The organism is Pseudomonas sp. Gutcm_11s, from assembly GCF_028649395.1.
Taxonomy (GTDB): domain Bacteria; phylum Pseudomonadota; class Gammaproteobacteria; order Pseudomonadales; family Pseudomonadaceae; genus Aquipseudomonas.
The window spans coordinates 220,719-243,698 of sequence record NZ_JAQSUW010000016.1 but is presented as its reverse complement, the minus strand read 5'-3'; the positions used below and the strand labels follow the sequence as shown (position 1 = coordinate 243,698).

Here is a 22,980-nt window from a genome sequence, read left to right as displayed (position 1 = left end):
ACCATGCAGCTGATCGACACCCACACCCACCTGGATTTCCCCGACTTCGACGCCGACCGCAGCGAGCTGCTGGCGCGCAGCCGCGGCCTGGGCGTGGAGCGGCTGGTGGTGCTCGGCGTGTACCGCGACAACTGGCAGCGCCTGTGGGAGCTGTGCCAGCAGGAGGAGGGTCTGTACGCCGCCTTCGGCCTGCACCCGGTCTATCTAGAGCAGCATAGCCCCGAGCATCTGGGCGAATTGCGCGACTGGCTGCAACGCCTGGCCGGGCACCCGAAGCTGTGCGCGGTGGGCGAGTTCGGCCTGGATTACTACGTGGAAACCCTGGACCGCGAGCGCCAGCAGGCGCTGTTCGAGGCGCAGTTGAAGCTGGCTGGCGAATTCGAGCTGCCGGTTCTGCTGCATGTGCGCCGCGCCCATGCCGCCACCATCGCCACGCTCAAGCGCCTCAAGCCGGCACGCGGCGGGGTGATCCACGCCTTCGCCGGCAGCTACGAGGAGGCCCGCGAGTACATCCGCCTGGGCTTCAAGCTGGGCCTGGGCGGCGCGCCGACCTGGCCGCAGGCGCTGCGCCTGCGCAAGGTGATCCCGCGCCTGCCGCTGGAAGCCATCGTGCTGGAGACCGACGCGCCGGACATGGCCCCGGCCATGTATCCCGGCCTGCGCAACAGCCCGGAACACCTGCCGGACATCTGCACGGCGCTGGCCGAGCTGCGCGGCGTGACGCCCGAGGAGCTGGCCAGCACCAGCAGCCGCAACGCCGCCGAGCTGTTCGGCTGGTCGCTCTGACGACCACAGAAACGACGAGGCCCGCCAATGGGCGGGCCTCGTTATTGCGGGGCTGACGATCAGACGCGGAAGGCGCTGATCAGCTCCTTGAGGCGGGCGACCTGATCAGACAGCTGACGGCTGGCCTGCTCGGTCTGCACCGCACCTTCGGCGGTACGCTCACCGGCCTGGTTGATCTCGACGATGTTCATGTCGATATCGTGGGCCACGGCGGTCTGCTGCTCGGCGGCAGCGGCGATCTGCTGGTTCTGGTCGACGATCATGCCGACCGCGCCGAGGATGTTCTCCAGCGCCATCTGCACCTGGCTGGATTGCGTCACGGTGCTCTCGACCATCTGGTGGCTGCCGTTCATGGCGGTCACGGTCGCGCCCACGCCACTCTGCAGACGACCAATCATCTGCTCGATCTCCTCGGTGGACTGGTGGGTACGCTTGGCCAGGTTGCGCACCTCGTCGGCGACCACGGCAAAGCCGCGGCCCTGCTCACCGGCGCGCGCCGCCTCGATGGCCGCGTTGAGCGCCAGCAGGTTGGTCTGCCCGGCGATGCCCTTGATCACGTCCAGTACCTGGCTGATCGAGGCGCTATCGGCGGCGAGCTGGTTGATCACGCCCACCGACTGATCGATCTCGCTGGCCAGGCGCTGGATGCTGCCGACCTGCGACTCGACCATGGCGCGACCGCTGACGGTCTCGTCGTTGACGCTTTGCGCGCTGCCCACGGCGGCTGCGGCGCTGCGCGCCACTTCCTGGGCAGTGGCGGACATCTGGTTCATCGCCGTGGCAACCTGCTCGATCTGGCCGCGCTGGGCGGTCACCGCCTGGCTGCTCTCGCCGGAGACCAGCTCGACGCGATCGGCCTGACGCTCGACTTCCTTCACGGTCTGGCCAACCAGCTCGATCAGGTCGCGAATCTTCGCCACGGTGCCGTTGAACACCTCGCCCAGCTCACCCAGCTCGTCCTGGCTGCGCACGTTGACGCGCACGGTCATGTCGCCGCCGGCTACCTGGCCGAGGGTCTTGCCGAAGCCCTTGAGGGTGGTGCGAGTGGAGACGTAGAAGCCGCCGTAGAGGTAGCCGATGGCGAGGAACAGGCCGACCAGGGCGACCACCAGCAACACCATCTGGGTGCGCTTCTCGCCCAGGCGCTGGCTCAGGTCATGATCGAGGAAGCCGAGAATGGCGTCGTTGAACTGGTAGGTCTTGTCGATGGCCGTGCTCAGCTGGTCGAAATAGCCCTGCCAGGGCGCGTCCAGGCTGTCGGCCATGAGCAGTTGCTCTTCCAGCACCCCGCTGATCTCGGTCAGGGTGGCGCGGCTGGCCTCGGCCAGGCTGCCCAGCTCGCTCTTGGCCCGCGGGCTATCCGCCAGGGCGCTCTGGATCTTGAAGCCGTACTCGGCGTGACGCTTCTCCAGATCGGCCAGCAGCTCGTCGAGCTTGGTGCTGTCGGCGGAGCCGAGGATGCCCTGGCCCAGCGAATAGGAGCCCAGGGCGCGGCCCTTGCTCAGGGTCTTGGTGATCGGCGGGGTGACGGTGGTCAGCAGCTCGGTCATCTGCCGCACAGTCGTGTCGCTGTCCTGGCTGAGGCCCGACTGGCTGGCGACGAACTTGATGAACACCTCGGCGTTATCCAGCGCCTTGACCACCAGGCCGGCCTTGCTGCGCAGGGACGATTCGGCCGCCACGGCATCCATGGCCGACTTGACGGAGTCGCGCTGGGCATTGAATTCCTCAATCTTCTGCGCGTCTTCGCTGGGTGATTCGAGGCTGGCGAGGATATCGCCGATGCTCTTCTCCAGCGGCGCGATCATGGCAGCCAGCTTGTCCGATTCACCGGACTGGCCGAGCACGGCATTGATCTCGTAAAGATCGTTCAGGCGCTCCAGTTCCTGACGCATCTTTTGGCTGCTCTTGAGCAATTCCAGGCTCTGCAGCTCGGTGCGGGTATCGACGAAAGCGTCGTAGGACTCGCGCACGAGGAAGTAGTTGGTCACCAGCATGGGGAGGAAGAACAGCACGCTGATCAGGCTGAACTTCATGCCGAAGCTCATCCGGTTCATCAATGCGATGGCAGGGTACAACACGCTATTCACTAGACGTCTCCTGTTGCCATTATTGTTTTATGCCAGCCGGGAGCGGGCTGGTCGATTGAACGGCAAGGTGTCGTTGTTTTCTGATTACTCGTGGGAATGGCCTTTTGCCAGGCCTGGTTCCCCCACAGCCTGTATACCGGATATCGGCTCAGCCCTGTGTAACTTAAGGTTAAGAATGCGCATGTCACTTCGCCTCGGTATTGATCTAGGTGGGACAAAGACCGAAATAATCGCGCTCGATGGTTCCGACGAGCGGTTGCGTCGGCGCCTGCCCACGCCCCAGGACGACTACCAGGCCAGCCTGCACAACATGGTGCGCCTGGTGCTCGAGGCGGAAGCCGAACTGGGCAGCCAGGGCAGCCTCGGCGTGGGCATTCCCGGTACGCGTTCGCCGGACCACGGTCGGATCAAGAACGCCAACTCCACCTACCTGATCGGCCAGGACCTGCAGGGCGATCTGCAGCGCCTGCTGCAACGCCCGGTACGCTTGGGCAACGATGCCGACTGCTTCACCCTGTCCGAGGCCAGCGACGGGGCCGGCGCCGGCGCAGCCAGCGTGTTCGGGGTGATCCTCGGTACCGGCGTGGGCGGCGGCATCGTCATCCACGGCCGCCTCCTCTCCGGCCCCAATGCGATTGCCGGCGAATGGGGGCACAACGCCCTGCCCTGGCGCACCCCGGCGGACGGACCGGCGCGACGCTGCTACTGCGGGCTGGAGGATTGCATCGAGACCTTCCTCAGCGGCCCGTCCTGGGCAGCGCGCAGCGATCTGGGCCTGAGCGCGGCCGCATTGGCCGATGCGGCGCGCCAGGGCGAGCCGGCCGCCGACGAGGCGCTGAACACCTATTGTGAGCAGCTGGCCCGGGCGCTGGCCTCGGTGATCAACGTGATCGACCCGGAGGTGATAGTGCTGGGCGGCGGTCTGTCGAACATCCCCGCACTCTATGAGCGGGTGCCGCCGCTGCTGGTCCGCCATGTGTTCTCGGATCGGGTCAACACGCGTCTGGTGCAGGCCCGCTATGGCGACTCCAGCGGTGTGCGGGGCGCCGCCTGGCTATGGCCGGAAACGCCCGCGGGCTGACCTAGAGCAGCAGAATCCACACGGCGAAGGCGGCGTACCAGAGCACGGCGGAGCGGATCAGCAGCTGCCACAGCTCGTCCAGGCTGTTGGCCCCGGACTCACCCGGCTGAGGCTCAGCCAACTCGCTGGCAGCTCGCCCGGCATTCGCGACCAGGCGCGCGGCAGGCAGGTCCCAGGCCAGCAGGTCATGCAGCACTGCACGACTGACGGCGGCGAAATTACCCACCAGGGCGAAGCTGGCGGCGAGCACTCGCACCGGCAGCCAGTCGAAGGCATGGCGCAGCTGCGCCGCCCGCTCGGCCACGGCAGGCTGCCCATGCTCGGAACTCAGCGCCAGCAGGCGGTAAGCCAGGGCCGGCAGCGGCCCGAGCAGGGCGTACCAGAAGATCACTGCGAAGAAACCCTGGTAGGCCTGCCACAGCTCGTAGTCCTGCACCCGCTCGAGCAGCTCCGCCTCGCCATCGGCAGCGACGCCGAGGTCACGCTCGGCCACATGCAGGGCGGCCTGGTCATCACCACGGCGCCAGGCGTCACGGAACGGCCCCAGAGCTGCCAGCACATCACCACGCCCCAGGCTGTAGACCAGCACCAACAGATGCACCGGGAGAGCCAGCCAGCCGTAGGCCAGTGGTTCGAGGATCAACAGCGCCAGGCCGAGCAGCGCCACCGGCAGCAGCACGGCGAGCGCCAGCGCGCGCCAGGGCGAGCCCCCTTCGCTACGCGCCAGCCATTGCAACCAGGGACCATCCTGCTGAATGCGCTGGCGCCCGGAGGAGAGTTTCTCGACCCAGAGCACCAGCAGCAGAACCAGGAAATTCATCTTTTGCTCTCCTCGCCTTGCAGGGCGCCACGCAGGCGCGCCCAATCGAAACAGGGGCCCGGATCGGTCTTGCGCCCCGGGGCGATGTCGCTATGGCCGCAGATGCGCTCGACGCTCATCTGAGGATAGGCGCGCAGCAGCTCGCGGGTCAGCACCGTCAGGGCCTGATACTGGGCATCGGTGAAGGGTAGGTCGTCGGTACCTTCCAGCTCGATCCCCACGGAAAAGTCATTGCAGCCCTCGCGCCCGGCGAAGCTCGACACGCCGGCATGCCAGGCGCGCTGGTTACAGGAAACGAACTGGGTGACGCCGCCATCGCGCTCGATCAGAAAGTGCGCGGAGACGGTCAGCTGGGCGATGCCGGCGAAATAGGGATGCTCGTCGATCGGCAGGCAGTTCTGGAAGAACTGCTGCACCTTGCCGGTGGCGAACTGCCCCGGCGGCAGGCTGATGTTGTGGATCACCAGCAGGGAAACCTCCCCCTGCGGGCGCTCGTTGAAGTTCGGCGAAGGGCAGTGACGGGCTCCATCACACCAGCCGCTGGCAGGGTCCAGCCGCATTGCAGGCTCCTTGAAGACTGGCGCCACTCTAGCAGAAGTGCAGAAACGAAAACGCCCGGCACAAGGCCGGGCGCTTTCATTCTGCGAGGGGCTCAGGCGCCCTTGAGTTTGCGCAGGTTGCCGATCACCGACTCCAGCGCGCGGTCGAACAGCAGCGCGTCGTCGAGCAGGCGGATGGCACCGCGGCGGAACTCCACGGCCAGGCCCATGCGGGTCTTCTCCATCACCTTCATGCCGGTACGGTTGACGAAGATGTACTTGCCGGTCGGCTTGATGATGGCCGCCAGCTTGCCACGCAGCTTGTGCTCCTCGTCTTCCTGGATCTCCACCCAGCTGCCGACACGCAGGCTGTCGACGTGCTGCAGGGCCTCGTCGTCATCCGGCAGGCTGGCCTCTGGCTCCTGCTGGCGACTCTCGCCCGGCGCCAGCAGGACGATTTCCTCGACCACCTCGACCATGGCCGGTGCATCGACCTCCGCCTCGAGCTCCTGCGGCGGCAGCTCCAGCAACGCCACCTCGCCAAACTCTGGCGCGGACTCGGCCAGGAACTCGGCAGGCTGTTCCTCGACCGGCTCGACCACTTCGCGCTTGAAGCGCTGGAAGGCCTGGACGTGTACCGCTTCGAGCTTGCTGAAGAACTCGCTGGTGATGAACGGATCGATCGCCGCGCTGGTCAGGCCATCGCGCAGCGACTTGAGCAGGCTCGGCACCAACTCCAGCAGGCGCAGGCGATCTTCTGGCGACTCGTGCAGCTCGACGCTCCACACCAGGTCATCCATCACCGCCAGCGCGGCGTTCCACTCGGCAGACTCGGCACCATGCTTGAGGCTGGTCAGCTGCAGCACCTTGCTCCAGCCCTCCTGCAGCAGGCGCACGACCACCTCGGGCAGGGTCTTGCCGAGCAGTCGCGAGTTCAGCGCCTGCTCTACCTGCTGGCGAGCCAGCTCGGCCTTGGCACGGCCTTCTTCGGCGTCGCGGGTGCGCTGCTCGAGCAGCTCGCTGCGACGCTTCTCGTCACCGGTGAAGGCGATGAACTCAGCGAGTACGTCGGAGAAGATCGCCGGGTCATCGGTGAAATCGTTGAGCAGACGCTGCACCACCTGCTCGATACGCTGATACAGAGCATCACGCTGCTCGTCACCCTGGGCGTTCCAGCCGAGCGCCGCGGCGGCGATCTCGTTGAGCAGACGGCGCGCCGGGTGGCTGCCGCGGCTGAAGAAGGTCTTGTCCAGCACCGCGACCTTGAGCATCGGGATCTGCAGACGGCCGATCAGAGCCTTGAGCGAATCCGGCAGGGTGCGGTCATCGAGGATGAACTCGAAGAGCATGGCAACCAGGTTGATCACATCCTCGTCGACTTCGCCAACCACACGGGACTTGCCACTCTTGGCACTGGCGCGGGCCAGCAGGCCTTCCAGTTGATTGCGCAGGTCGTAGTCGTCGCTGACCTGCTGGCTTGCCACCGGGAAATGCTGCTGCATGTGCGAGAGCAGGCGCATCAGGTCGTTGCTGGAGATCGGCACCGCGTCGACCGGGACCTCGCGGCGCGGCATCGCCGTGCTGCCGCGCACCTGGGACAGCAGTTCCTGCAGGGCGCCAAAGACCTCCTGCACGTTTTCGTCGGCATAACCGGCAGGCTGAGCCTCGGCAGCATCGCCACGGGCGGTACGCGCTCCGGGCTGGGGACGCCCAGGCTGACGGCGCACAGGCGGCGCAGATTTCAGTTCCGGCAGCACGCCGGCCTCGACCAACTGCTGATTGGCATTGGCGTACAGCTGGTCCAGGTCGCCCAGCACATACTTCTCGAACAGTTTGAGGATGATCAGTTTGACGCGGATCTCCACGCCCAGCCCTTCGCAGGCCGACATGAACTGCTCGCAGAGCACGCGCGGACCCAAGGGGTTGGTCTTGTCCTCAAGCTTCTTGCTGATCATCGCGTTGAGACGCGTGGTCAAGTGACCGAGGGCAACGCCGTCACGGTTCACCACGCGGGAAACCATGGCATCCAGCGCCACCGACTCCTCGAGCACATCGTCCTGAACCAGCGACAGACTCTCGAAGGAAACAGTACCCAGCTGCGGTGCCGGGCTGCCGATTTCGTATTGATTGAGGGTGGAGAAGCTCTCGAAGACTTTCTGCAGGAAGCCGCGCTCGATGCTCTTGCGCTTCAGGCGCAGGTCGCGCATCGCCTCGAAAAAGGCGTTCTGCTCGGCGTTGCTGGACGCGCGATCAGCCATCTCGAACAGGGTATCGTCCGCATTGTCGAACAGCCCCTGGAGGGCCAGCTTGAGCTGCTGGGCAGCCTTGTCGCGCACCTGGGTGAGGGCCACGGGAAGCCTTCCTGCCGGCGAAGTTGGCGATTGCTCGGGGGCGACCTTGTTCAGGTGCACCACTTTCGCGTCGGTCTTCATTATGAGTCTCCCGCAGACTGCTTGATCAGAACAGGCTGCATACGATCAGCTGGGCGTCATCCGCAGCGCCAAGGACATGGCGTCAAAAATTACGGTAGACCTGAGTATAGGGGGATGCGAAGCATGACCAAATACCCCCTGTCGCATACATGACCCAGATCACAGAGCGCGGAGATCGAAGTTACGAACGGTCGTCATAGGGCGACCACCTCCGCTTAGTGGTCTAGCAGAAAGCCTCGGGAGGCACTGCACCAAACGTCGGCTATCCCTATAATCGCGCCACCTGCCTTTAGGAGGCCCCGATGCCCAACCTGATCCTCGCCAATCTCGGCGCCGAAATCGAAGCCAATGTACGCACTGCCCTTCGCGAGGACATCGGTAGCGGCGACATCACTGCGCAGCTGATCCCCACCGAACGCCTGGCCAACGCCACCGTCATCACCCGCGAAGCCGCAGTGATCTGTGGGACAGCATGGGTGGACGCTGTGTTCCGTCAGCTCGATCCTCGCGTGGCAGTGCACTGGCAGGTAGCCGACGGTGAGAACGTGCAGCCCAACCAGCCGCTGTTCCATCTGGAAGGCCCGGCCCGCGCCCTGCTCAGCGGAGAACGCAGTGCCCTGAACTTCCTGCAGAGCCTGTCAGCCGTCGCCACCCGCTGCCGCCACTACGCTGACCTGGTGGCAGACACCTCGGTGAAACTGCTCGACACCCGCAAGACCCTGCCCGGCCTGCGCCTGGCGCAGAAGTACGCGGTTACCCAGGGCGGCTGCCACAACCACCGCATCGGCCTGTACGACGCCTTCCTTATCAAGGAAAACCACATCGCCGCCTGCGGCGGCATCGCTCAGGCCATCACTGCCGCCCACGGCATCGCCCCCGGCAAGCCGGTGGAGATCGAAGTGGAAAGTCTGGAAGAACTACAGCAGGCACTCAACGCCGGCGCCGACATCGTCATGCTCGACGAACTGAGCCTGGACGACATGCGCACCGCCGTAGCCCTCACCGCCGGCCGCGCCAAACTGGAAGCCTCCGGCGGTATCAACGAAACAACCTTGCGCACCATCGCCGAAACCGGCGTCGACTACATCTCCATCGGCAACCTGACCAAGGACATCAAGGCCATCGACCTGTCGATGCGACTGAGCCTGTAACTAGACAAGCGCCAGAAAAACAAAGCCCCGCCAAATGCGGGGCTTTGTTTTATATGGTGCCGGAGACAGGAATCGAACCTGCGACCTTCGCGTTACGAGTGCGCTGCTCTACCAACTGAGCTACACCGGCGCGGCCAACCTTATAGCAACCTCTTCTATCGCAACTCAAGAGCTGCAGGTTGCGGGCTCGGCCACAGGCGCTCGCGATATCGGCGAGCCGCAGCCTCCACGGTATTGAAGCTTACCCAGGCAAGAGCATAGGACAACACGCCCCCGATACAGAAAACCACAGCCCAATGCAGGCGACACTGCACCAGATAAAGCATGATCGGGTAATGGAAGAGATAGAGGCCATATGACAATTTGCCAATATGGGTCACCAGCCGCCCCGCAAACAGCGCCTGTTTTCCAAGCAAAATGGAAACGATCAATAGAGCGGTACCAATCTCCGCGAGCGGGACAAACAGAGCGAGATGAAGCTCATCCGACTGAGGCGAGATCAAGGCAACGGCCAATGACAGCCAACCCAATTTCGCCATCCACGCATTACCGCCAACTTCTTTCTGCTGCCTCCACCAGGCAGCAAGCGCAGCCCCTAGGACCAACCCTCCAGCATGCAAATCCGGGCGGTAATAGGCTAGGCCGCCCGGAGCACCCATGCCGTAAAGGCACCAAATCCGCCACGCACAAAGCAGGACATACAGTCCCAGCAAAGCCAGCCAAAGCGTGCTCCTACTCAACAGTCTGAAAACAGCAAGCAACACCAGTGGCCAGACCAGGTAGAACTGCTCTTCAAGCCCAAGCGACCAACCATGCAGCAACTTCTCCGGCGCATATCCCGCAGCAGCGGCCAAATTGGCCACATACAACAAGACAGCCAGTACATCTCGCAAATGAAAGAAGTACTCCGGCCAAAGCAGCGGCGCAAACAACGAATAGAGAAAAAGCATCAATAACAGCGCTGGCGTTAAACGCCAGGCCCGCCTCAGATAGAAGCGTTTTAACCCAATCGTTCCGCTGCGATCCTGCTCATCCAACAGCAACGAGGTAATCAGAAAACCGCTAAGAACCAGGAACAGATCGACGCCAACATTGCCACCTGGCAACCCCGGTACTTTTGAATGGAAGAACAGTACCAGCAGGATGGCCAACGCCCTCAGACCATCCAACCCAGCAACGTAGTGCATATCTCTTAGGCCCGTGCTGCCTCACCCACCACGCTATCGAACAACTCCTCAAGGGAATTGAGCGGATGGATATTCAGCAGAACTCCTTGCATGGCCTCAATCTGCGCCAGCACCTCAGGCAATGCGGAACGAGACAGCAGGCCCTTCCAAACCTGCCCGGCATCGCGCTCGAAGCCCGGCAATCCAGCGTCACCCAGATAGCGAATGACCATATCGCCCTGGCTCGCCAACAGCTCGGCAACACCCTGCTGGGCCTTTACCTTGCCACGATCGATCATCACGAAATAGTCCGCCAAACGTTCCACGTCATGCAGGATATGCGTACAGAAGAACAGGGTCCCCCCCGCCAGACGATATTCCTGCATCAGGTCCGCTACCTGGCGCCGCCCAACCGGGTCCAGGCCAGACATAGGCTCATCTAGCACCAATAGTTTGGGCTCAATGGCAAAAGCATGAGCCAGCGCAGTTCGCTGCGTCATCCCCTTGGAAAGATTGCGAATGCGCTTGTCTGCCGCGTAGGCAATGCCCAGCTTCTCAAGCCAATGCTCCGTGCGCCGAGCATTCTCGGCACCACGAACGCCATGCAAGCGCAGACCGCTGCTGACCACCTCGCGCGGGGTAAGTTGCTCATACAGATAGGGGTTTTCCGGCACATAGCCCACACCCAGACGCGAAGCGGCATTGTCTGCCGGCAGCCCCATCAAGCGCGCGTCACCAGCGTCTGCCCGCAGAGCGCCGAACAGAATTTTGATGGTGGTGCTCTTACCCGCTCCATTCTGCCCGATGAAGCCGACCGACTGCCCCAGCTCCACGGAGAAACTCACATCATCGAGCGCCTTGATAGCCTTGCCCTTGAGCTTGAAGGCCTTGTGCAGACCAGTAACCTCGATTGCCTTCATTGCGAATCCCGTCGAACAACATGATCGGCCAGCTGCGGCTGGCCCTCTTTATCCAAGCCATATCCAATTTTCAGCGGATCTTGCGGCAACTGCTGCAGTCCGGCGTAGCCCAGTAGCTGCTCCAGCTCCTGAGCCGCTCTACCGTTGCGAGACCGATATTCCGCGGCGGCATCGCGCAGTGCGGCCAACCCTGCCAGGCGTTGCATGCGAGCCTGCAACAAGGCACGAAAATTCTCATCGCCGCTCTGCTCACGCATTGCCTGCAATATCCCCATCGCATCCCGAGGGTCATCGCCACGTTCATACCAAGCCGCAGCCATGCTACGCAGTGCCGGCGCATTACGCGGATGGCGCTGCGCCGCCACCTCGGCCCAATGCCCAGCCCGAGCCATATCGTGCTCGAAGTACATGGCATTGAAGGCGTAGTAGAAAGCGGGCCACATATCCCAGTTACGAGCCTGAGCCGCATTCAGCAGCACAAACTGCCCCGCCTCAACCTGGCCGTTCCAGGGCAGGATCGCCGCGCCGAGGTAGTAGTTGTCCTCATGCCAAGGGTTAAAGCGAGCTGCATCCACCTGCAACTGCCCTTGAATCCGATAGGTCTCACCCTCGGTCACCTTCGCATCCACCATCAGGCTACGAAAGACATTGGTATTGGCCGCCAGGAAGGGGTCACCCCCCGAATATGCCAGCTGCACCAGCAGCGGCAGACGAACTCTGAGCAGTTCGCTCTGCACCTCCAGCCGCTGATTCTCACGCTGCACATACCCAGCCCCGGCAAATACTCCCCATGCCAAAGCCACAAACAGCAGGCCACGCCAGAGATTCATGTGAAATTGCGCCGCTGGAAGATCAAGCTGGCCAAGCCCAGCATGATGCCCGCAAACCCAAGGGCATTGATCACCGCCAGTCCCAGCGCAGACCAAGGCACCGGCAGGTCATACAGCGCCAACGGGCGCCAATCTAGCCGCGACAGGTCCGGTAGCCAGACATAGGAGTACTCCAGCACGGGGCCGAACAGCGAGACATGCAGAGGATCGGAGCGCGAACCATGCAGAAAGTCCAACGCCGGCCCCAGCCCTCGCGCGGCCAAGCCGAAAGCAAAGCCCAGCAGCAATGGCAGAAAAGGAGTAGTGGACAAGCTAGCCAGGAACAGCGCGAAGCTGCAGACCACCAGCGCATCCAGCCAGATGGATAGAAGCACCAGCAGGTACTTGCCTCTCAGATCCACGGGCTGGAACTGCGTATATTCAAACTCACGCTGCAGCGATAACCAAAGAAGGCCGCCGATCACGACCAAGGCCAGCAAGGCCAGCAAGGCCACAGTAATGAAGCGTGACAGTAGGTATTGCCAGCGAGTAATGGGATAGGCGAGTACGAAGTAGACCGTCTTGCGCTCGATATCGCGGGCAAACAGATCCTGAACCCAGAGCAGAACCAGAATCAGCATGGCGAAGCGCAGGCCACTGAGCCCGACATCCAGCGCTACTGTAGTCGGTTGGCGCCCAGAAAACCCTGAAGCCAAAAGGCTGACCGCCAGTACCAGCCCGGCCACCATCAAGAGTACTCGCAGTCCGACGCCGCGAATGCCTGCCTTGACTCCCAGCAACACCAACTCGCCCATCCCACCCCCCTAAAATCTCTAGACAAAAAAAGACAGGCCACTAGGGCCTGTCTTTTATGACCACAATCACTTACAGCTCGCGGTTGCAACCATTTGCATTATCGAGATCGATCTGACCTTCTCCTACTTGCGCAGCGGCGAGATCAGCACCGTCCTCTTTTTTAATCGAAGCGCCGCATTGCGAGATGCTGCCGCCGACCGAGGAGCCGGTGAAGACGTTGTAGCCCTTGTTGGAGCCAGAAATAACACCAAAACGGTTGGCTGCGGCATCATCGACTGCACCGAGCACCACGTTGGCCGAAATGGTGAAGTCGAAATCGTTCTTCACGAAACCATCGCGAGCAGCAATCGCGGTCATAGTGCCGGCTTGCGCCAGGTTGATGGAGCGACCCAGCGGTGCAACTTCGTTGTATCCGTCTTCCAGATCCAGATCCAGACGTTCGGTACCAGAGCTGGCAGCGAAAGCGTTAGAGCTCATCAGACCGGCAACAGCCAGGGAAGCAACAATAAACTTTTTCATTCTAGGTTCCCTTCTCTATCAGTTCGAGTTGGCGATGGCGCCGGTCAGGATATTGCGGGCGTCGGACTGAGCCGATTTGTCATAGCCCTTGGCCTGGTAGTCCTGGAACTGCGGAATGGCAACAGCAGCGAGGATGCCGATGATCGCAACCACGATCATCAGCTCGATGAGGGTAAAGCCCTTCTGAACTTTCTTCGACATTTTCGATGGTCTCCTAGTGACTACTTTAACGAAGCCTGTTGCTCCGCTTGTAGATGGCTAATACAAAGTGCATGCCAACATCTTACGAGCCTTACTCTGCAGGCCTCATGCGTGTCGCGCCGTGCCAACGCGCCCATAATCGGCCCATAACTGACAATTAGCGTCACACAACCTCCCGTCAGTGGCAGCCCTCCTGCTTCTCGGTTATAAGTTTGGTCATTTACCACCAAGCCAACAGCCCATGACCAATACTCCCGTTCTGACAGGCCTCGCACGGCAACTGGTTCTCGCCGAACTGATAGACGAGGCGACCGCCAGCCGCGCCGCTCAACAGGCCCAACGCAACCAGATCCCCCTGGTCAGCTATCTGGTACAGAACAAGCTGGTAAGCGGCAAAGCCCTAGCCAGTCAGGCAGCCGAGCAGTTTGGCGTGCCCTACTTCGATCTCGGCTCGCTGGACAAAGAACAACAGCCTCGGGATCTGATCAGCGAAAAGCTGGCACGTCAGCACCGAGCGATTCCCCTCTGGAGGCGCGGCAACAAACTCTACATCGGCATGTCGGACCCAACACTGCAGCAGGCAGTGACCGACATCCAGTTCAGTACAGGCCTGAATACCGAGCTGGTACTGGTCGAGGATGATCGCCTGGACGCCGCCATCGATCGCTACTTCGAAAGCGACAACAAGGCGATGGAGGGGCTTGGCGATATCGACCTTGAGGATGGTCTCGAGATCGAGAGCGGCGCAACCGATCAGGACGACGGCCCTACAACGGATGCCGACGATGCTCCGGTGGTGAAGTTCGTCAACAAGATGCTCCTGGATGCCATCAAGGGCGGCTCGTCGGACCTGCACTTCGAGCCTTACGAAAAAATCTACCGGGTACGCTTCCGCACCGACGGCGTCCTCCACGAGGTCGCCAAGCCCCCCATCCAGTTGGCCTCGCGCATTTCGGCACGCCTCAAGGTGATGGCGAGCATGGACATCTCCGAAAGAAGAAAGCCTCAGGATGGGCGCATCAAGATGCGCATATCGAAGACCAAGTCCATCGACTTCCGCGTCAACACCTGCCCCACTCTCTGGGGCGAGAAGATCGTGATGCGGATTCTCGACCCCACGAGCGCCCAGATGGGTATCGATGCGTTGGGCTACGAAGAGAATCAGCGCCAGCTGTATATGGATGCACTGGCCAAACCACAGGGCATGATCCTGGTGACCGGCCCCACCGGCTCCGGCAAAACCGTATCGCTCTACACCGGTCTGAATATCCTCAACACCGTGGACGTCAACATCTCCACTGCGGAAGACCCGGTGGAAATCAACCTTGAAGGTATCAACCAGGTCAACGTTAACCCCAAACAGGGCATGGACTTCGCCCAGGCGCTACGTGCATTCCTGCGCCAAGATCCGGACGTGATCATGGTTGGTGAGATTCGCGACCTTGAAACTGCATCCATCGCCGTCAAGGCCGCGCAAACAGGCCACATGGTGATGTCCACACTGCACACCAACAGTGCCTCGGAAACCCTGACCCGCCTGCGCAATATGGGCGTTCCCTCGTTCAACATCGCTACATCAGTAAACCTGATCATCGCCCAGCGCCTAGCACGTAAGCTCTGCAACAGCTGTAAGAAGGAAGTGACAGTCCCTCCCGAGACCCAGGCCGCTGAAGGTTTCCCCGCTGACAAGGTGGGCACCCTCAAGCTCTTCGGTCCAGTTGGTTGCGAGCACTGTAAAGGCGGTTACAAGGGACGCGTGGGGATTTATGAAGTAGTTAAAATCACGCCCGCACTGCAAAGAATTATCATGGAGGAAGGTAACTCCATCGATATTGCCGAGCAGATGCGCAAAGACGGCTTCAACGACCTGCGCACCTCCGGACTGCTAAAGGCCATGAATGGCCTTACCAGTCTTGAGGAAATCAACCGCGTAACCAAGGATTAAAAAAATGGCGGAGAAAGCGCTCAAGACCACTACCTTCCAGTGGGAAGGCAAGGACAAGAGAGGCAACAAGCTCAAGGGCGAAGTGTCCAGTACAGCCATGCCTCTGGTGCGCGCGCAGCTACGCTCGCAAGGCATCATCGTCGACAAGGTTAAAAAGAAGCCGAAACCGCTGTTCGGCGGTGGTGGCAAAAAGATCAAGCCGATGGACATCGCCCTGTTCACCCGGCAAATGGCAACGATGCTGGGGGCCGGCGTTCCTCTCCTGCAGTCCTTCGACATCATCTCCGAAGGCTGTGAAAACCCTAACGTCCGCACCCTCATCGAAAACGTGAAGCAGGAAGTAGCTGCCGGTAACAGCCTGGCCAACTCCTTGAGAAAATTCCCGCTCTATTTCGATGATCTTTATTGCAACCTGGTCGACTCTGGCGAGCAATCCGGCGCCTTGGAGCAGTTGCTAGATCGAGTCGCCACCTATAAAGAAAAGACAGAGGCACTCAAAGCCAAGATCAAAAAAGCAATGACCTACCCAATCTCGGTAGTTGTCGTTGCAGTGATCGTTACAGCAATCCTGCTCATCAAAGTCGTCCCGACTTTCCAAGGCGTATTTGCCGGTTTTGGCGCAGAGCTTCCCGCATTCACGCTAATGGTAATCAGCCTCTCCGAGTTCATGCAGAAGTGGTGGTTCCTAATCCTCCTCGCAATCATTGGCTCCATCTTCGGGTTCAAAGCCATACATAGGCGCAGCGAGAAATTCCGCGACGGGCTTGATCGGACAATGCTCAAGCTCCCCATTTTTGGCGGCATCCTCTACAAGGCAGTTGTCGCACGCTTCGGTCGCACCCTGGCAACGACCTTCGCGGCCGGCGTACCGCTGGTTGACGCCCTGGATTCGGTTGCAGGCGCCACAGGCAACGTGGTTTTCCGCAACGCCGTGAACAAGGTAAAGCAGGATGTTTCGACAGGTATGCAGTTGAACTTCTCAATGCGTACCACCGGCGTTTTCCCTGCCATGGCCATTCAGATGACAGCCATCGGCGAGGAATCTGGCGCCCTGGACGAGATGCTGGACAAGGTTGCCTCCTACTACGAGGCCGAGGTCGACAACGCAGTAGACAACCTCACGACACTCCTTGAGCCACTGATCATGGCGGTTCTGGGCATTCTCGTTGGTGGCCTGATTATCGCGATGTACCTTCCGATCTTCAGCCTCGGCGGCGTTATTGGATAATGACCCTAGTTGAATTCATGGCCGGCAATTTGCCGGCCTTTGTTTTGTGCTCTGCCGTATTGGGCCTGCTCATCGGCAGCTTCCTCAACGTCGTCATCTATCGCCTACCAGTGATGATGCAACGTGACTGGCGCCAACAGGCACGGGAGATTCTCGAGCTGCCAGAAGAGCCCAACCAGGGCACCTTCAACCTGGTGCTGCCGAACTCCTGCTGCCCCAATTGCGGCCATCAGATTCGCCCCTGGGAGAACATCCCGGTAGTCAGCTACCTGTTCCTGCGCGGCAAATGCGCCGGGTGCAAGGCGCCGATCAGCATGCGCTACCCGCTGGTGGAGCTGGCCTGCGGCCTGCTCTCCGGCTACGTGGCGTACCACTTCGGCTTTGGCTGGCAGGCAGCCGGTGTACTGGTGCTGACCTGGGGCCTGCTGGCAATGAGCATGATCGACTGCGATCACCAGCTGCTGCCGGACGCCCTGGTGCTGCCGCTGCTCTGGCTCGGCTTGATCGTCAACCAGTTCGGCCTGTTCGCCAGCCTGGAAGATGCCTTGTGGGGTGCGATTGCCGGCTACCTGAGCCTGTGGTCGGTGTACTGGCTGTTCAAGCTGCTGACCGGCAAGGAAGGCATGGGTTACGGCGACTTCAAGCTGTTGGCCATGCTCGGCGCGTGGGGCGGCTGGCAGATCCTGCCACTGACCATCCTGCTGTCGTCGCTGGTCGGCGCAGTGCTCGGCGTCATCATGCTACGTCTGCGCGACCAGGCCACCAGCACGCCCATCCCCTTTGGTCCGTACCTGGCCATTGCTGGCTGGATTGCATTGCTCTGGGGTGATCAAATAACCGGGACCTATCTGCAGTTCGCCGGTTTTAGATGAGCAAACCCTGGATTCTCGGCCTCACCGGAGGCATAGGCAGCGGCAAGAGTGCCGCTGCCCAGCATTTCATTGATCTCGGCGTGCATCTGGTGGATGCCGACCATGCCGCCCGCTGGGTGGTCGAGCCGGGACGCCCTGCCCTGGCGAAGATTGCCGAGCGCTTCAGCGATCAAGTACTACAGGCCGATGGCAGCCTGGACCGCGCCGCCCTGCGCCAGCTGGTGTTTCAGGACGAAGCCCAGCGTCGCTGGCTGGAAGGCCTGCTGCATCCGCTGATCTTCCAGGAGATCAACCAGCACCTGGCCCGAGCCGAATCACCTTACGCCATCCTGGTCTCACCTCTGCTGATCGAGTCCGGGCAGCACAAGATGACCCAGCGCGTGCTGGTGCTCGATGCCCCAGAGCATCTGCAACTCGAGCGCAGCATGAGCCGCGACGGTGCCAGCGAAGAGCAGATTCGCGCCATCCTAAAGGCCCAGGCCAGTCGCGAAGAGCGCCTGCGCCATGCCGACGACGTGCTGGTCAACGACCGCGACCTGGCCTGGCTGCAGAGCGAAGTCGAACGCCTGCACCACTTCTACCTGACCCTGAACGGAGGCCAAGCATGAGCAGCACCGTCGAATGCCCGACCTGCGGCGCCCCCGTCGAATGGGGCCCACAGAGCCCCAACCGGCCCTTCTGCAGCGAACGCTGCAAGCTGATCGACCTCGGTGCATGGGCCTCGGAGGCCCATGTCATCCCCGGCGACTCGCTGGAAGACTCACCCTTCTCCGAAGACCTGCCACCCCGCGAACACTGAGTCAGGGGCGCATGAAGGCGTAGTCACGCTCCGGGTCCAGGTTGTCGGCGAGAAATTGCAGCTCCTGGGCCAGGTCGGCCACCTCGCGCTCCAGCCGATTCAGCTCCACCGCCTCGCTGAGCAACGCGCGCAGACTGAGCAACGGGTCGAACCCCTGCTCCTGCGCCCGCCCCAGACTAGCCTCCAGTTCCTGCCGCGCCCACTGATGCACACCCATGCTGATGCCCTCCTGGATTTGCTCCAGCATGAGCGTTGCCAGCCATGAACCCTTGATCTGGATCAGCCGCAACCACGGGATAGACGGCGCTTATGGGCGCCTATCCGTGTCGCTGTCCTTCCATGGCGCCGAGAGGTAGCGGGTGCGATTGAAGGTCTCCAGCCAGTCCGGATAGAACACCACCAGCCCGGTGACCAACATGCCGTTGATGAAGGCCTCAGGGAACATCACCAACCACAGGTAACCGACGAAATCCTCCAGCCACGGCGGCATGACGTAGAGGCCGTCGTGCCAGAGCAGCATCAGCCCACCGAGCAGGCAGACCAGCGCCGTCAGCGCCGCAGGAAAGAAGCCGCAGCAGAAGATGTAGACGAACAGATTGCGCGGCTGGCGGCGCTCCACCTGCACGGCGAAGAACTCGGCAATGGCCACCGGAATCGCCACCAGCAACAAGCCATTGACGCCCAGCGCCGCCAGCTCCTGACGACCGAAGGCCAGCAGCCCGAGTTGGGCGGCGAAGCCGCCGAGCAGCGCCAGAGGCCAGTCCAGCAACAGTGTCACGGCGGTCATGCCGATGAAGTGGAAGGACAGGCCGGAGGCAAAATCGCGCCGCACCAGCCACAACAGGAACAACGCCAGGACCGTACCGAACAGCAGATGCTGACGACGCTGGTCGCTGAACAGTTCGACCCAGGGCGTACGCCATACCGCCCACAGCAGAATCACGGCATACAGCACCCACCCCAGCCAAAGGCTGAGCGGCTGCAACAGGTCGGCGACGATCAACGCCCCAGCCCCGCCAGCGCCGTGCGCAACTCACCTGCCTGGGTGAAACTGCGCTGTTCCTGCAGGCGGCCGGCGTCCAGTTGCAGCCAGAGCAGCTCGGCCTTTTCCCCCGGATAACGTGACGCCACGCGCCCGGTACGGTCGAGGATCACTCGGTAGCCGTAGTCGCGCATCGCCGGAACGGCAAACAGGCTGGCGATCGGCCCAGGCATGCCACTGATATCGGCGAGGAAGACCACACGCTGTTGCTCCAGATAGCCAGGCTCCATGCCGCTCAACGCCTGCTGCACCAGATCGGCGGCGTCCATTCCACGCGCCACCAGCAATACCTGCAGATTGTCGTCGAGGGTATAGGCCTGGTCGTGCTGATCCAGCAGCGTCCAGGGCGCCAGCTGATCACCGCGCTCGAGCGCCGCGGCAACGCCCAGCCAGGCGCATAACAGGGGCAGCAGCCACCAGCGCAATTGCTTCATGCTCATTCGCTCCTCGTGGAAAACACGTCGATATCCTCACGCTCGCCCCAGCCAACCTGAGCGCACCAGAAGGCCAACGCTTCAGGCGCATCGCGCAGCACGAAGACATGCGACTTGTGCACACCCAGCTCCGCAAGGCGAGCTAGCGCCTCATCGAGCAGGGCGCGGGCCAGTCCCTGCCGGCGCCAGGGCCCATCGACCAGCAGATGCTGCAGGTAGCCGCGACGCCCGTCGTGCCCGACCAGCAGGCTGGCGACAATTTCCCCTTCGCTCTCGACCAGCAAGCTCAGCCCCGGGTTCCGCGCCAGATAACGGCAGAACGGCTCGTACTGATCCTCAGCGCGCAGCTGGATGCCCGGCGTGCGCTGCCACAGCGCGAGCAAAGCGGCGTGATCGTCAGGGATGATGGCGCGGATCTGCATGGCGGCTCCTCGGCAGGCGGGCGCAGTTTACACCGGCCGGTCGGCAGCGGCTTTTACGCTATGCTGCGGCCATGGACGACTCCGACTACCTGCGCCTGCTGACACGCCAGGCGGAACAGGCCAATGACTTCCTCTCCAACGCCCGTAAATGGGAACGTGAGCGCTGGGTCTGCCAGCGCCTGCTGACGGCGCTCAACCTGCGGCATCGCCAGGACGAGTTCAGCTCCGGCCAGGAACCGCCCGATGTGCTGTTCCGCGATGCCAACTTCGAGGTGTTCTTCGTCCTCGACAAGGGCCGCCGCCTCAACGATGAATGGAAGGAAGAGCTGCAGCGCAGGCGCAGCGCCCTCTCCCTCAGCCAGCTGCTGCGCCGCGAGGCGCGCCCGCGGCGCATCCCGGCCGTGGAGCTGCAGGCGCGGCTGGGGCCAACCCTGCGCAAGAAGGCGCACAACTATCGCGAGCGCGACCTCGACCCGAGCGAACTGGACCTGCTCGCCTATGTCAGCCTCAAACGCGACGTGCTCGATCTCAACAGCCCGTTTCCGCCACCGGGTGAATACCTGCGCCAGGGCTGGCGCTCGCTGTCGCTGGTCGGCCCCAGCTATGCGCGGGTGCTGTTCGCCCACCGCGACGCACCGGACTTTCTGCGCCACAACCTGGGTCGTACCGTGCTGTTCGATGTCGGTATCGCCCTGTGATTCCACTACCGGAGTTGCTCGCCAACGTGCCGCAACGTGGCCGCGTACGCTGGCTCGGCGTGCGCCCGTTGGCGCGCGAAGTCATGCTCGAACTGCAGGCCGTGGAGGCCAGACGCGAAGCAGGCCTGACTGGCGACCACGCCCGCCCCGGGCCGCGCAACGCCCGCCAGGTGACGCTGATCCAGTGGGAACACCTGGCCGTGATCAGAGCCCTGATCGGACGCGAACTGGGCCCGGCCGACCTGCGCCGCAACATCGCCGTCAGCGACATCAATCTGTTCAGCCTCAAGGGCCGGCGCTTTCGCATCGGCCAGGCACTGCTGGAAACCACCGGCTGGTGCCAACCCTGCGCTCGCCTTGAGGAGCGGCTCGGCCCCGGTACCTTCCAGGCCATGCGCGGTCATGGCGGCATCACCGCACGCGTGATCGAGGGCGGCGTCATTCGCCTGGACGACGAAGTACGCGTTGAGCAGGCCTGACCGCCAAGTCTAGAATGAAGGCATTCTTCGAGAGGATCGCCATGTCCAGTCGCCTCAGCCCGGAAGACCAGCAACGCGTCGAGCAGTACCTCAGCGCTCCGCAGCATCAGGTGGAACGCAAGCCGTTCCGCCCCTGGCGTCTTCTCTGGATGGTCATCGCAGTGACCATCGGACTCGGCCTTCTCTCCCGCCTGCTTGCCGGACTGGTGCTATGAGCTGCCTCGCGCTCGCCCAGCCGGGCCTACCGATTTCCTTAAGCCTTGTGAGATATCCCCATGACTCATCGCATCGTGATCGTCGGCGGCGGCGCCGGCGGCCTGGAGCTTGCTACCCGCCTGGGTAGAACCCTGGGCAAGCGCAAGCAGGCCAGCATCGTGCTGGTCGACGCCAACCTCACCCACATCTGGAAACCGCTGCTGCACGAAGTCGCTGCTGGCTCGCTGAACTCCTCCGAGGACGAGCTGAACTACGTAGCCCAGGGCAAATGGAACCACTTCGAGTTCCAGCTCGGGCGCATGAGCGGCCTCGACCGGGCGCGCAAGATGATCCGCCTGGCCGCCACCCTCGACGAAGACGGCGGTGAACTGCTGCCCGAGCGCGAACTGGCCTACGACAGCCTGGTGATCGCCGTCGGCAGTACCACCAACGACTTCGGCACCGCCGGCGCCGCCGAGCACTGCATCTTCCTCGACACACGCGAGCAGGCCGAACGCTTCCACCGGCAGATGCTCAGCCACTACCTGCGTGCCCATGCCGGCAAGAATGACGACGGCCGCATCAGCGTGGCCATCGTCGGCGCTGGCGCCACTGGCGTGGAGCTGGCCGCCGAGCTGCACCACGCCGCCCACGAACTGGCCGCCTACGGCCTGGATCGCATCCAGCCACAGAACATGCGCATCACCCTGATCGAGGCCGGCCCGCGCGTACTGCCAGCGCTGCCGGAGCGCATCAGCGGCCCGGTACACAAGACTCTGGAGAAACTCGGCGTCACCGTGCTCACCGGCACTGCGGTCAGCCAGGTGACCGCCGAGGCCCTGCACACCGCCCAGGGCATGGAAGTACCTGCCAGCCTCAAGGTGTGGGCCGCCGGCATCCGCGCGCCAGGCTTCCTCAAGGACCTGGACGGCCTGGAGAGCAACCGCATCAACCAGCTGCAGGTACGCCCGACGCTGCAGACCACGCTGGACGACAACATCTTCGCCTTTGGCGACTGCGCGGCCTGCCCGCTCGGCGACGGCAGCGAGCGCACCGTGCCGCCACGCGCCCAGGCCGCTCACCAGCAGGCCTCGCTGCTGGCCAAGTCGCTCAAGCTGCGCCTGAACGGCCAGCCATTGCCGGAGTTCCACTACCGCGACTATGGCTCGCTGATCTCGCTGTCGCGCTTCTCGGCGGTCGGCAACCTGATGGGCAACCTGATGGGCAGCGTCAAGCTGGAGGGCTGGCTGGCGCGGATGTTCTACGTCTCGCTGTACCGCATGCACCAGATGGCCCTGTATGGTGTGCTGCGCACCGCCCTGCTGATGCTCGGCGACCGCATCGGCCGCAGCACCGAGCCGCGCCTGAAGCTGCACTAAGCGCATGAGGGGCGGTTCGCCGCCCCTTCCCGCATCGCCAGCTTTCTTACAGGCAACAAAAAGCCCGCACTAGGCGGGCTTCTCGTTTAAATGATGGTGGGTCGTGTAGGATTCGAACCTACGACCAATTGGTTAAAAGCCAACTGCTCTACCGACT

At 62.5% G+C, this 22,980-nt stretch carries 26 protein-coding genes and 1 tRNA gene; 12 read left to right on the top strand and 15 right to left on the bottom strand.

Annotated features, from left to right (window positions below; genetic code table 11):
* The first annotated feature begins 3 nt into the window (after positions 1-3).
* On the top strand, positions 4-786 hold the full coding sequence (locus PTT45_RS17385; protein WP_273815267.1) for a TatD family hydrolase: 783 nt from the start codon (positions 4-6) through the stop codon (positions 784-786).
* Between the two features lie 59 nt (positions 787-845).
* Here the strand turns inward: PTT45_RS17385 and PTT45_RS22410 are convergent, their stop codons facing one another.
* Positions 846-1,550, bottom strand: coding sequence for a methyl-accepting chemotaxis protein (locus tag PTT45_RS22410; protein ID WP_443218211.1), 705 nt, complete (start codon positions 1,548-1,550; stop codon positions 846-848).
* Positions 1,551-3,057: 1,507 nt separating this feature from the next.
* On the opposite strand from PTT45_RS22410, the gene PTT45_RS17375 reads away from it, so the two are divergent.
* On the top strand, positions 3,058-3,957 hold the full coding sequence (locus PTT45_RS17375) for an ROK family protein (RefSeq protein ID WP_273814960.1): 900 nt from the start codon (positions 3,058-3,060) through the stop codon (positions 3,955-3,957).
* Between the two features lies 1 nt (position 3,958).
* Here PTT45_RS17375 and ampE read toward each other — a convergent pair whose 3' ends face one another.
* The 3 genes from ampE to PTT45_RS17360 form a co-directional block, all read right to left on the bottom strand.
* Positions 3,959-4,777, bottom strand: coding sequence for a regulatory signaling modulator protein AmpE (gene ampE, locus PTT45_RS17370; protein ID WP_273814958.1), 819 nt, complete (start codon positions 4,775-4,777; stop codon positions 3,959-3,961).
* The gene (gene ampD / locus PTT45_RS17365; RefSeq protein ID WP_273814956.1) at positions 4,774-5,337 is read right to left on the bottom strand and encodes a 1,6-anhydro-N-acetylmuramyl-L-alanine amidase AmpD; all 564 of its coding nucleotides are present in this window, start codon (positions 5,335-5,337) and stop codon (positions 4,774-4,776) included. Before ampD ends, ampE begins: the two co-directional genes overlap by 4 nt.
* A gap of 92 nt (positions 5,338-5,429) precedes the next feature.
* Positions 5,430-7,748, bottom strand: coding sequence for a DUF1631 domain-containing protein (locus tag PTT45_RS17360; RefSeq protein WP_273814955.1), 2,319 nt, complete (start codon positions 7,746-7,748; stop codon positions 5,430-5,432).
* A 302-nt stretch (positions 7,749-8,050) separates the two neighbouring features.
* Between PTT45_RS17360 and nadC the strand changes: the two genes are divergently transcribed.
* Entirely contained in the window at positions 8,051-8,899 is an 849-nt protein-coding gene (gene nadC, locus PTT45_RS17355) for a carboxylating nicotinate-nucleotide diphosphorylase (RefSeq protein WP_273814954.1), read from the top strand.
* Positions 8,900-8,953: 54 nt separating this feature from the next.
* On the opposite strand, the gene PTT45_RS17350 is transcribed toward nadC, so the two are convergent.
* From PTT45_RS17350 to PTT45_RS17320, 7 genes are all read right to left on the bottom strand, one after another.
* Positions 8,954-9,029, bottom strand: a tRNA-Thr gene (locus PTT45_RS17350).
* A 25-nt stretch (positions 9,030-9,054) separates the two neighbouring features.
* Positions 9,055-10,086 (bottom strand): acyltransferase family protein, encoded by a 1,032-nt coding sequence (locus PTT45_RS17345; protein WP_273814952.1) that lies wholly within the window; start codon positions 10,084-10,086, stop codon positions 9,055-9,057.
* Positions 10,087-10,091: 5 nt separating this feature from the next.
* Complete coding sequence (locus PTT45_RS17340) at positions 10,092-10,985, bottom strand: ABC transporter ATP-binding protein (protein WP_273814950.1); 894 nt, start codon at positions 10,983-10,985, stop codon at positions 10,092-10,094.
* A complete protein-coding gene (locus PTT45_RS17335; protein ID WP_273814948.1) occupies positions 10,982-11,815 on the bottom strand; it encodes a hypothetical protein in 834 nt (277 codons plus the stop codon). The genes PTT45_RS17340 and PTT45_RS17335 overlap by 4 nt, the downstream gene beginning before the upstream one ends.
* Positions 11,812-12,609, bottom strand: a complete 798-nt coding sequence (locus PTT45_RS17330; protein WP_273814946.1) for an ABC transporter permease — start codon at positions 12,607-12,609, stop codon at positions 11,812-11,814. Before PTT45_RS17330 ends, PTT45_RS17335 begins: the two co-directional genes overlap by 4 nt.
* Before the next feature lie 70 nt (positions 12,610-12,679).
* The gene (locus PTT45_RS17325) at positions 12,680-13,129 is read right to left on the bottom strand and encodes a hypothetical protein (RefSeq protein ID WP_273814944.1); all 450 of its coding nucleotides are present in this window, start codon (positions 13,127-13,129) and stop codon (positions 12,680-12,682) included.
* 18 nt (positions 13,130-13,147) lie between these two features.
* On the bottom strand, positions 13,148-13,330 hold the full coding sequence (locus tag PTT45_RS17320) for a type IV pilin protein (RefSeq protein WP_110680823.1): 183 nt from the start codon (positions 13,328-13,330) through the stop codon (positions 13,148-13,150).
* 241 nt (positions 13,331-13,571) lie between these two features.
* On the opposite strand from PTT45_RS17320, the gene pilB reads away from it, so the two are divergent.
* Genes pilB through yacG form a run of 5 tightly spaced genes read left to right on the top strand, consistent with a single transcriptional unit; the run spans position 13,572 to position 18,174 of the window.
* Positions 13,572-15,275, top strand: a complete 1,704-nt coding sequence (gene pilB, locus PTT45_RS17315) for a type IV-A pilus assembly ATPase PilB (protein WP_273814942.1) — start codon at positions 13,572-13,574, stop codon at positions 15,273-15,275.
* Between the two features lie 4 nt (positions 15,276-15,279).
* A complete protein-coding gene (locus tag PTT45_RS17310) occupies positions 15,280-16,503 on the top strand; it encodes a type II secretion system F family protein (RefSeq protein WP_273814940.1) in 1,224 nt (407 codons plus the stop codon).
* Positions 16,503-17,375, top strand: a complete 873-nt coding sequence (locus PTT45_RS17305) for a prepilin peptidase (RefSeq protein ID WP_273814939.1) — start codon at positions 16,503-16,505, stop codon at positions 17,373-17,375. Before PTT45_RS17310 ends, PTT45_RS17305 begins: the two co-directional genes overlap by 1 nt.
* Entirely contained in the window at positions 17,372-17,983 is a 612-nt protein-coding gene (gene coaE, locus PTT45_RS17300; RefSeq protein WP_273814937.1) for a dephospho-CoA kinase, read from the top strand. Before PTT45_RS17305 ends, coaE begins: the two co-directional genes overlap by 4 nt.
* Positions 17,980-18,174 carry a DNA gyrase inhibitor YacG gene (gene yacG, locus PTT45_RS17295; RefSeq protein WP_273814935.1) on the top strand — a complete coding sequence of 65 codons (195 nt, stop codon included), beginning with the start codon at positions 17,980-17,982 and terminating at the stop codon, positions 18,172-18,174. Before coaE ends, yacG begins: the two co-directional genes overlap by 4 nt.
* Before the next feature lies 1 nt (position 18,175).
* Here yacG and PTT45_RS17290 read toward each other — a convergent pair whose 3' ends face one another.
* The 4 genes from PTT45_RS17290 to PTT45_RS17275 all read right to left on the bottom strand — a co-directional run bounded on the left by PTT45_RS17290 (position 18,176) and on the right by PTT45_RS17275 (position 20,072).
* Complete coding sequence (locus tag PTT45_RS17290; RefSeq protein WP_043309051.1) at positions 18,176-18,391, bottom strand: hypothetical protein; 216 nt, start codon at positions 18,389-18,391, stop codon at positions 18,176-18,178.
* 90 nt (positions 18,392-18,481) lie between these two features.
* On the bottom strand, positions 18,482-19,177 hold the full coding sequence (locus tag PTT45_RS17285; RefSeq protein WP_273814934.1) for an energy-coupling factor ABC transporter permease: 696 nt from the start codon (positions 19,175-19,177) through the stop codon (positions 18,482-18,484).
* Entirely contained in the window at positions 19,174-19,650 is a 477-nt protein-coding gene (locus tag PTT45_RS17280) for an FAD/FMN-containing dehydrogenase (protein ID WP_273814933.1), read from the bottom strand. The genes PTT45_RS17285 and PTT45_RS17280 overlap by 4 nt, the downstream gene beginning before the upstream one ends.
* Before the next feature lie 2 nt (positions 19,651-19,652).
* Positions 19,653-20,072 carry a GNAT family N-acetyltransferase gene (locus tag PTT45_RS17275; protein ID WP_273814932.1) on the bottom strand — a complete coding sequence of 140 codons (420 nt, stop codon included), beginning with the start codon at positions 20,070-20,072 and terminating at the stop codon, positions 19,653-19,655.
* Positions 20,073-20,143: 71 nt separating this feature from the next.
* Here PTT45_RS17275 and PTT45_RS17270 point away from each other — a divergent pair, with 71 nt between their 5' ends.
* Genes PTT45_RS17270 through PTT45_RS17255 form a run of 4 tightly spaced genes read left to right on the top strand, consistent with a single transcriptional unit; the run spans position 20,144 to position 22,823 of the window.
* A complete protein-coding gene (locus tag PTT45_RS17270) occupies positions 20,144-20,770 on the top strand; it encodes a DUF1780 domain-containing protein (RefSeq protein ID WP_273814931.1) in 627 nt (208 codons plus the stop codon).
* Positions 20,767-21,249: an MOSC domain-containing protein gene (locus PTT45_RS17265; RefSeq protein ID WP_273814929.1), complete on the top strand. Its 483-nt coding sequence runs from the start codon at positions 20,767-20,769 to the stop codon at positions 21,247-21,249. The genes PTT45_RS17270 and PTT45_RS17265 overlap by 4 nt, the downstream gene beginning before the upstream one ends.
* A gap of 41 nt (positions 21,250-21,290) precedes the next feature.
* Positions 21,291-21,464, top strand: a complete 174-nt coding sequence (locus PTT45_RS17260) for a DUF3094 domain-containing protein (protein WP_273814927.1) — start codon at positions 21,291-21,293, stop codon at positions 21,462-21,464.
* 60 nt (positions 21,465-21,524) lie between these two features.
* Positions 21,525-22,823, top strand: coding sequence for an NAD(P)/FAD-dependent oxidoreductase (locus PTT45_RS17255; RefSeq protein WP_273814925.1), 1,299 nt, complete (start codon positions 21,525-21,527; stop codon positions 22,821-22,823).
* Positions 22,824-22,980: the final 157 nt, after the last annotated feature.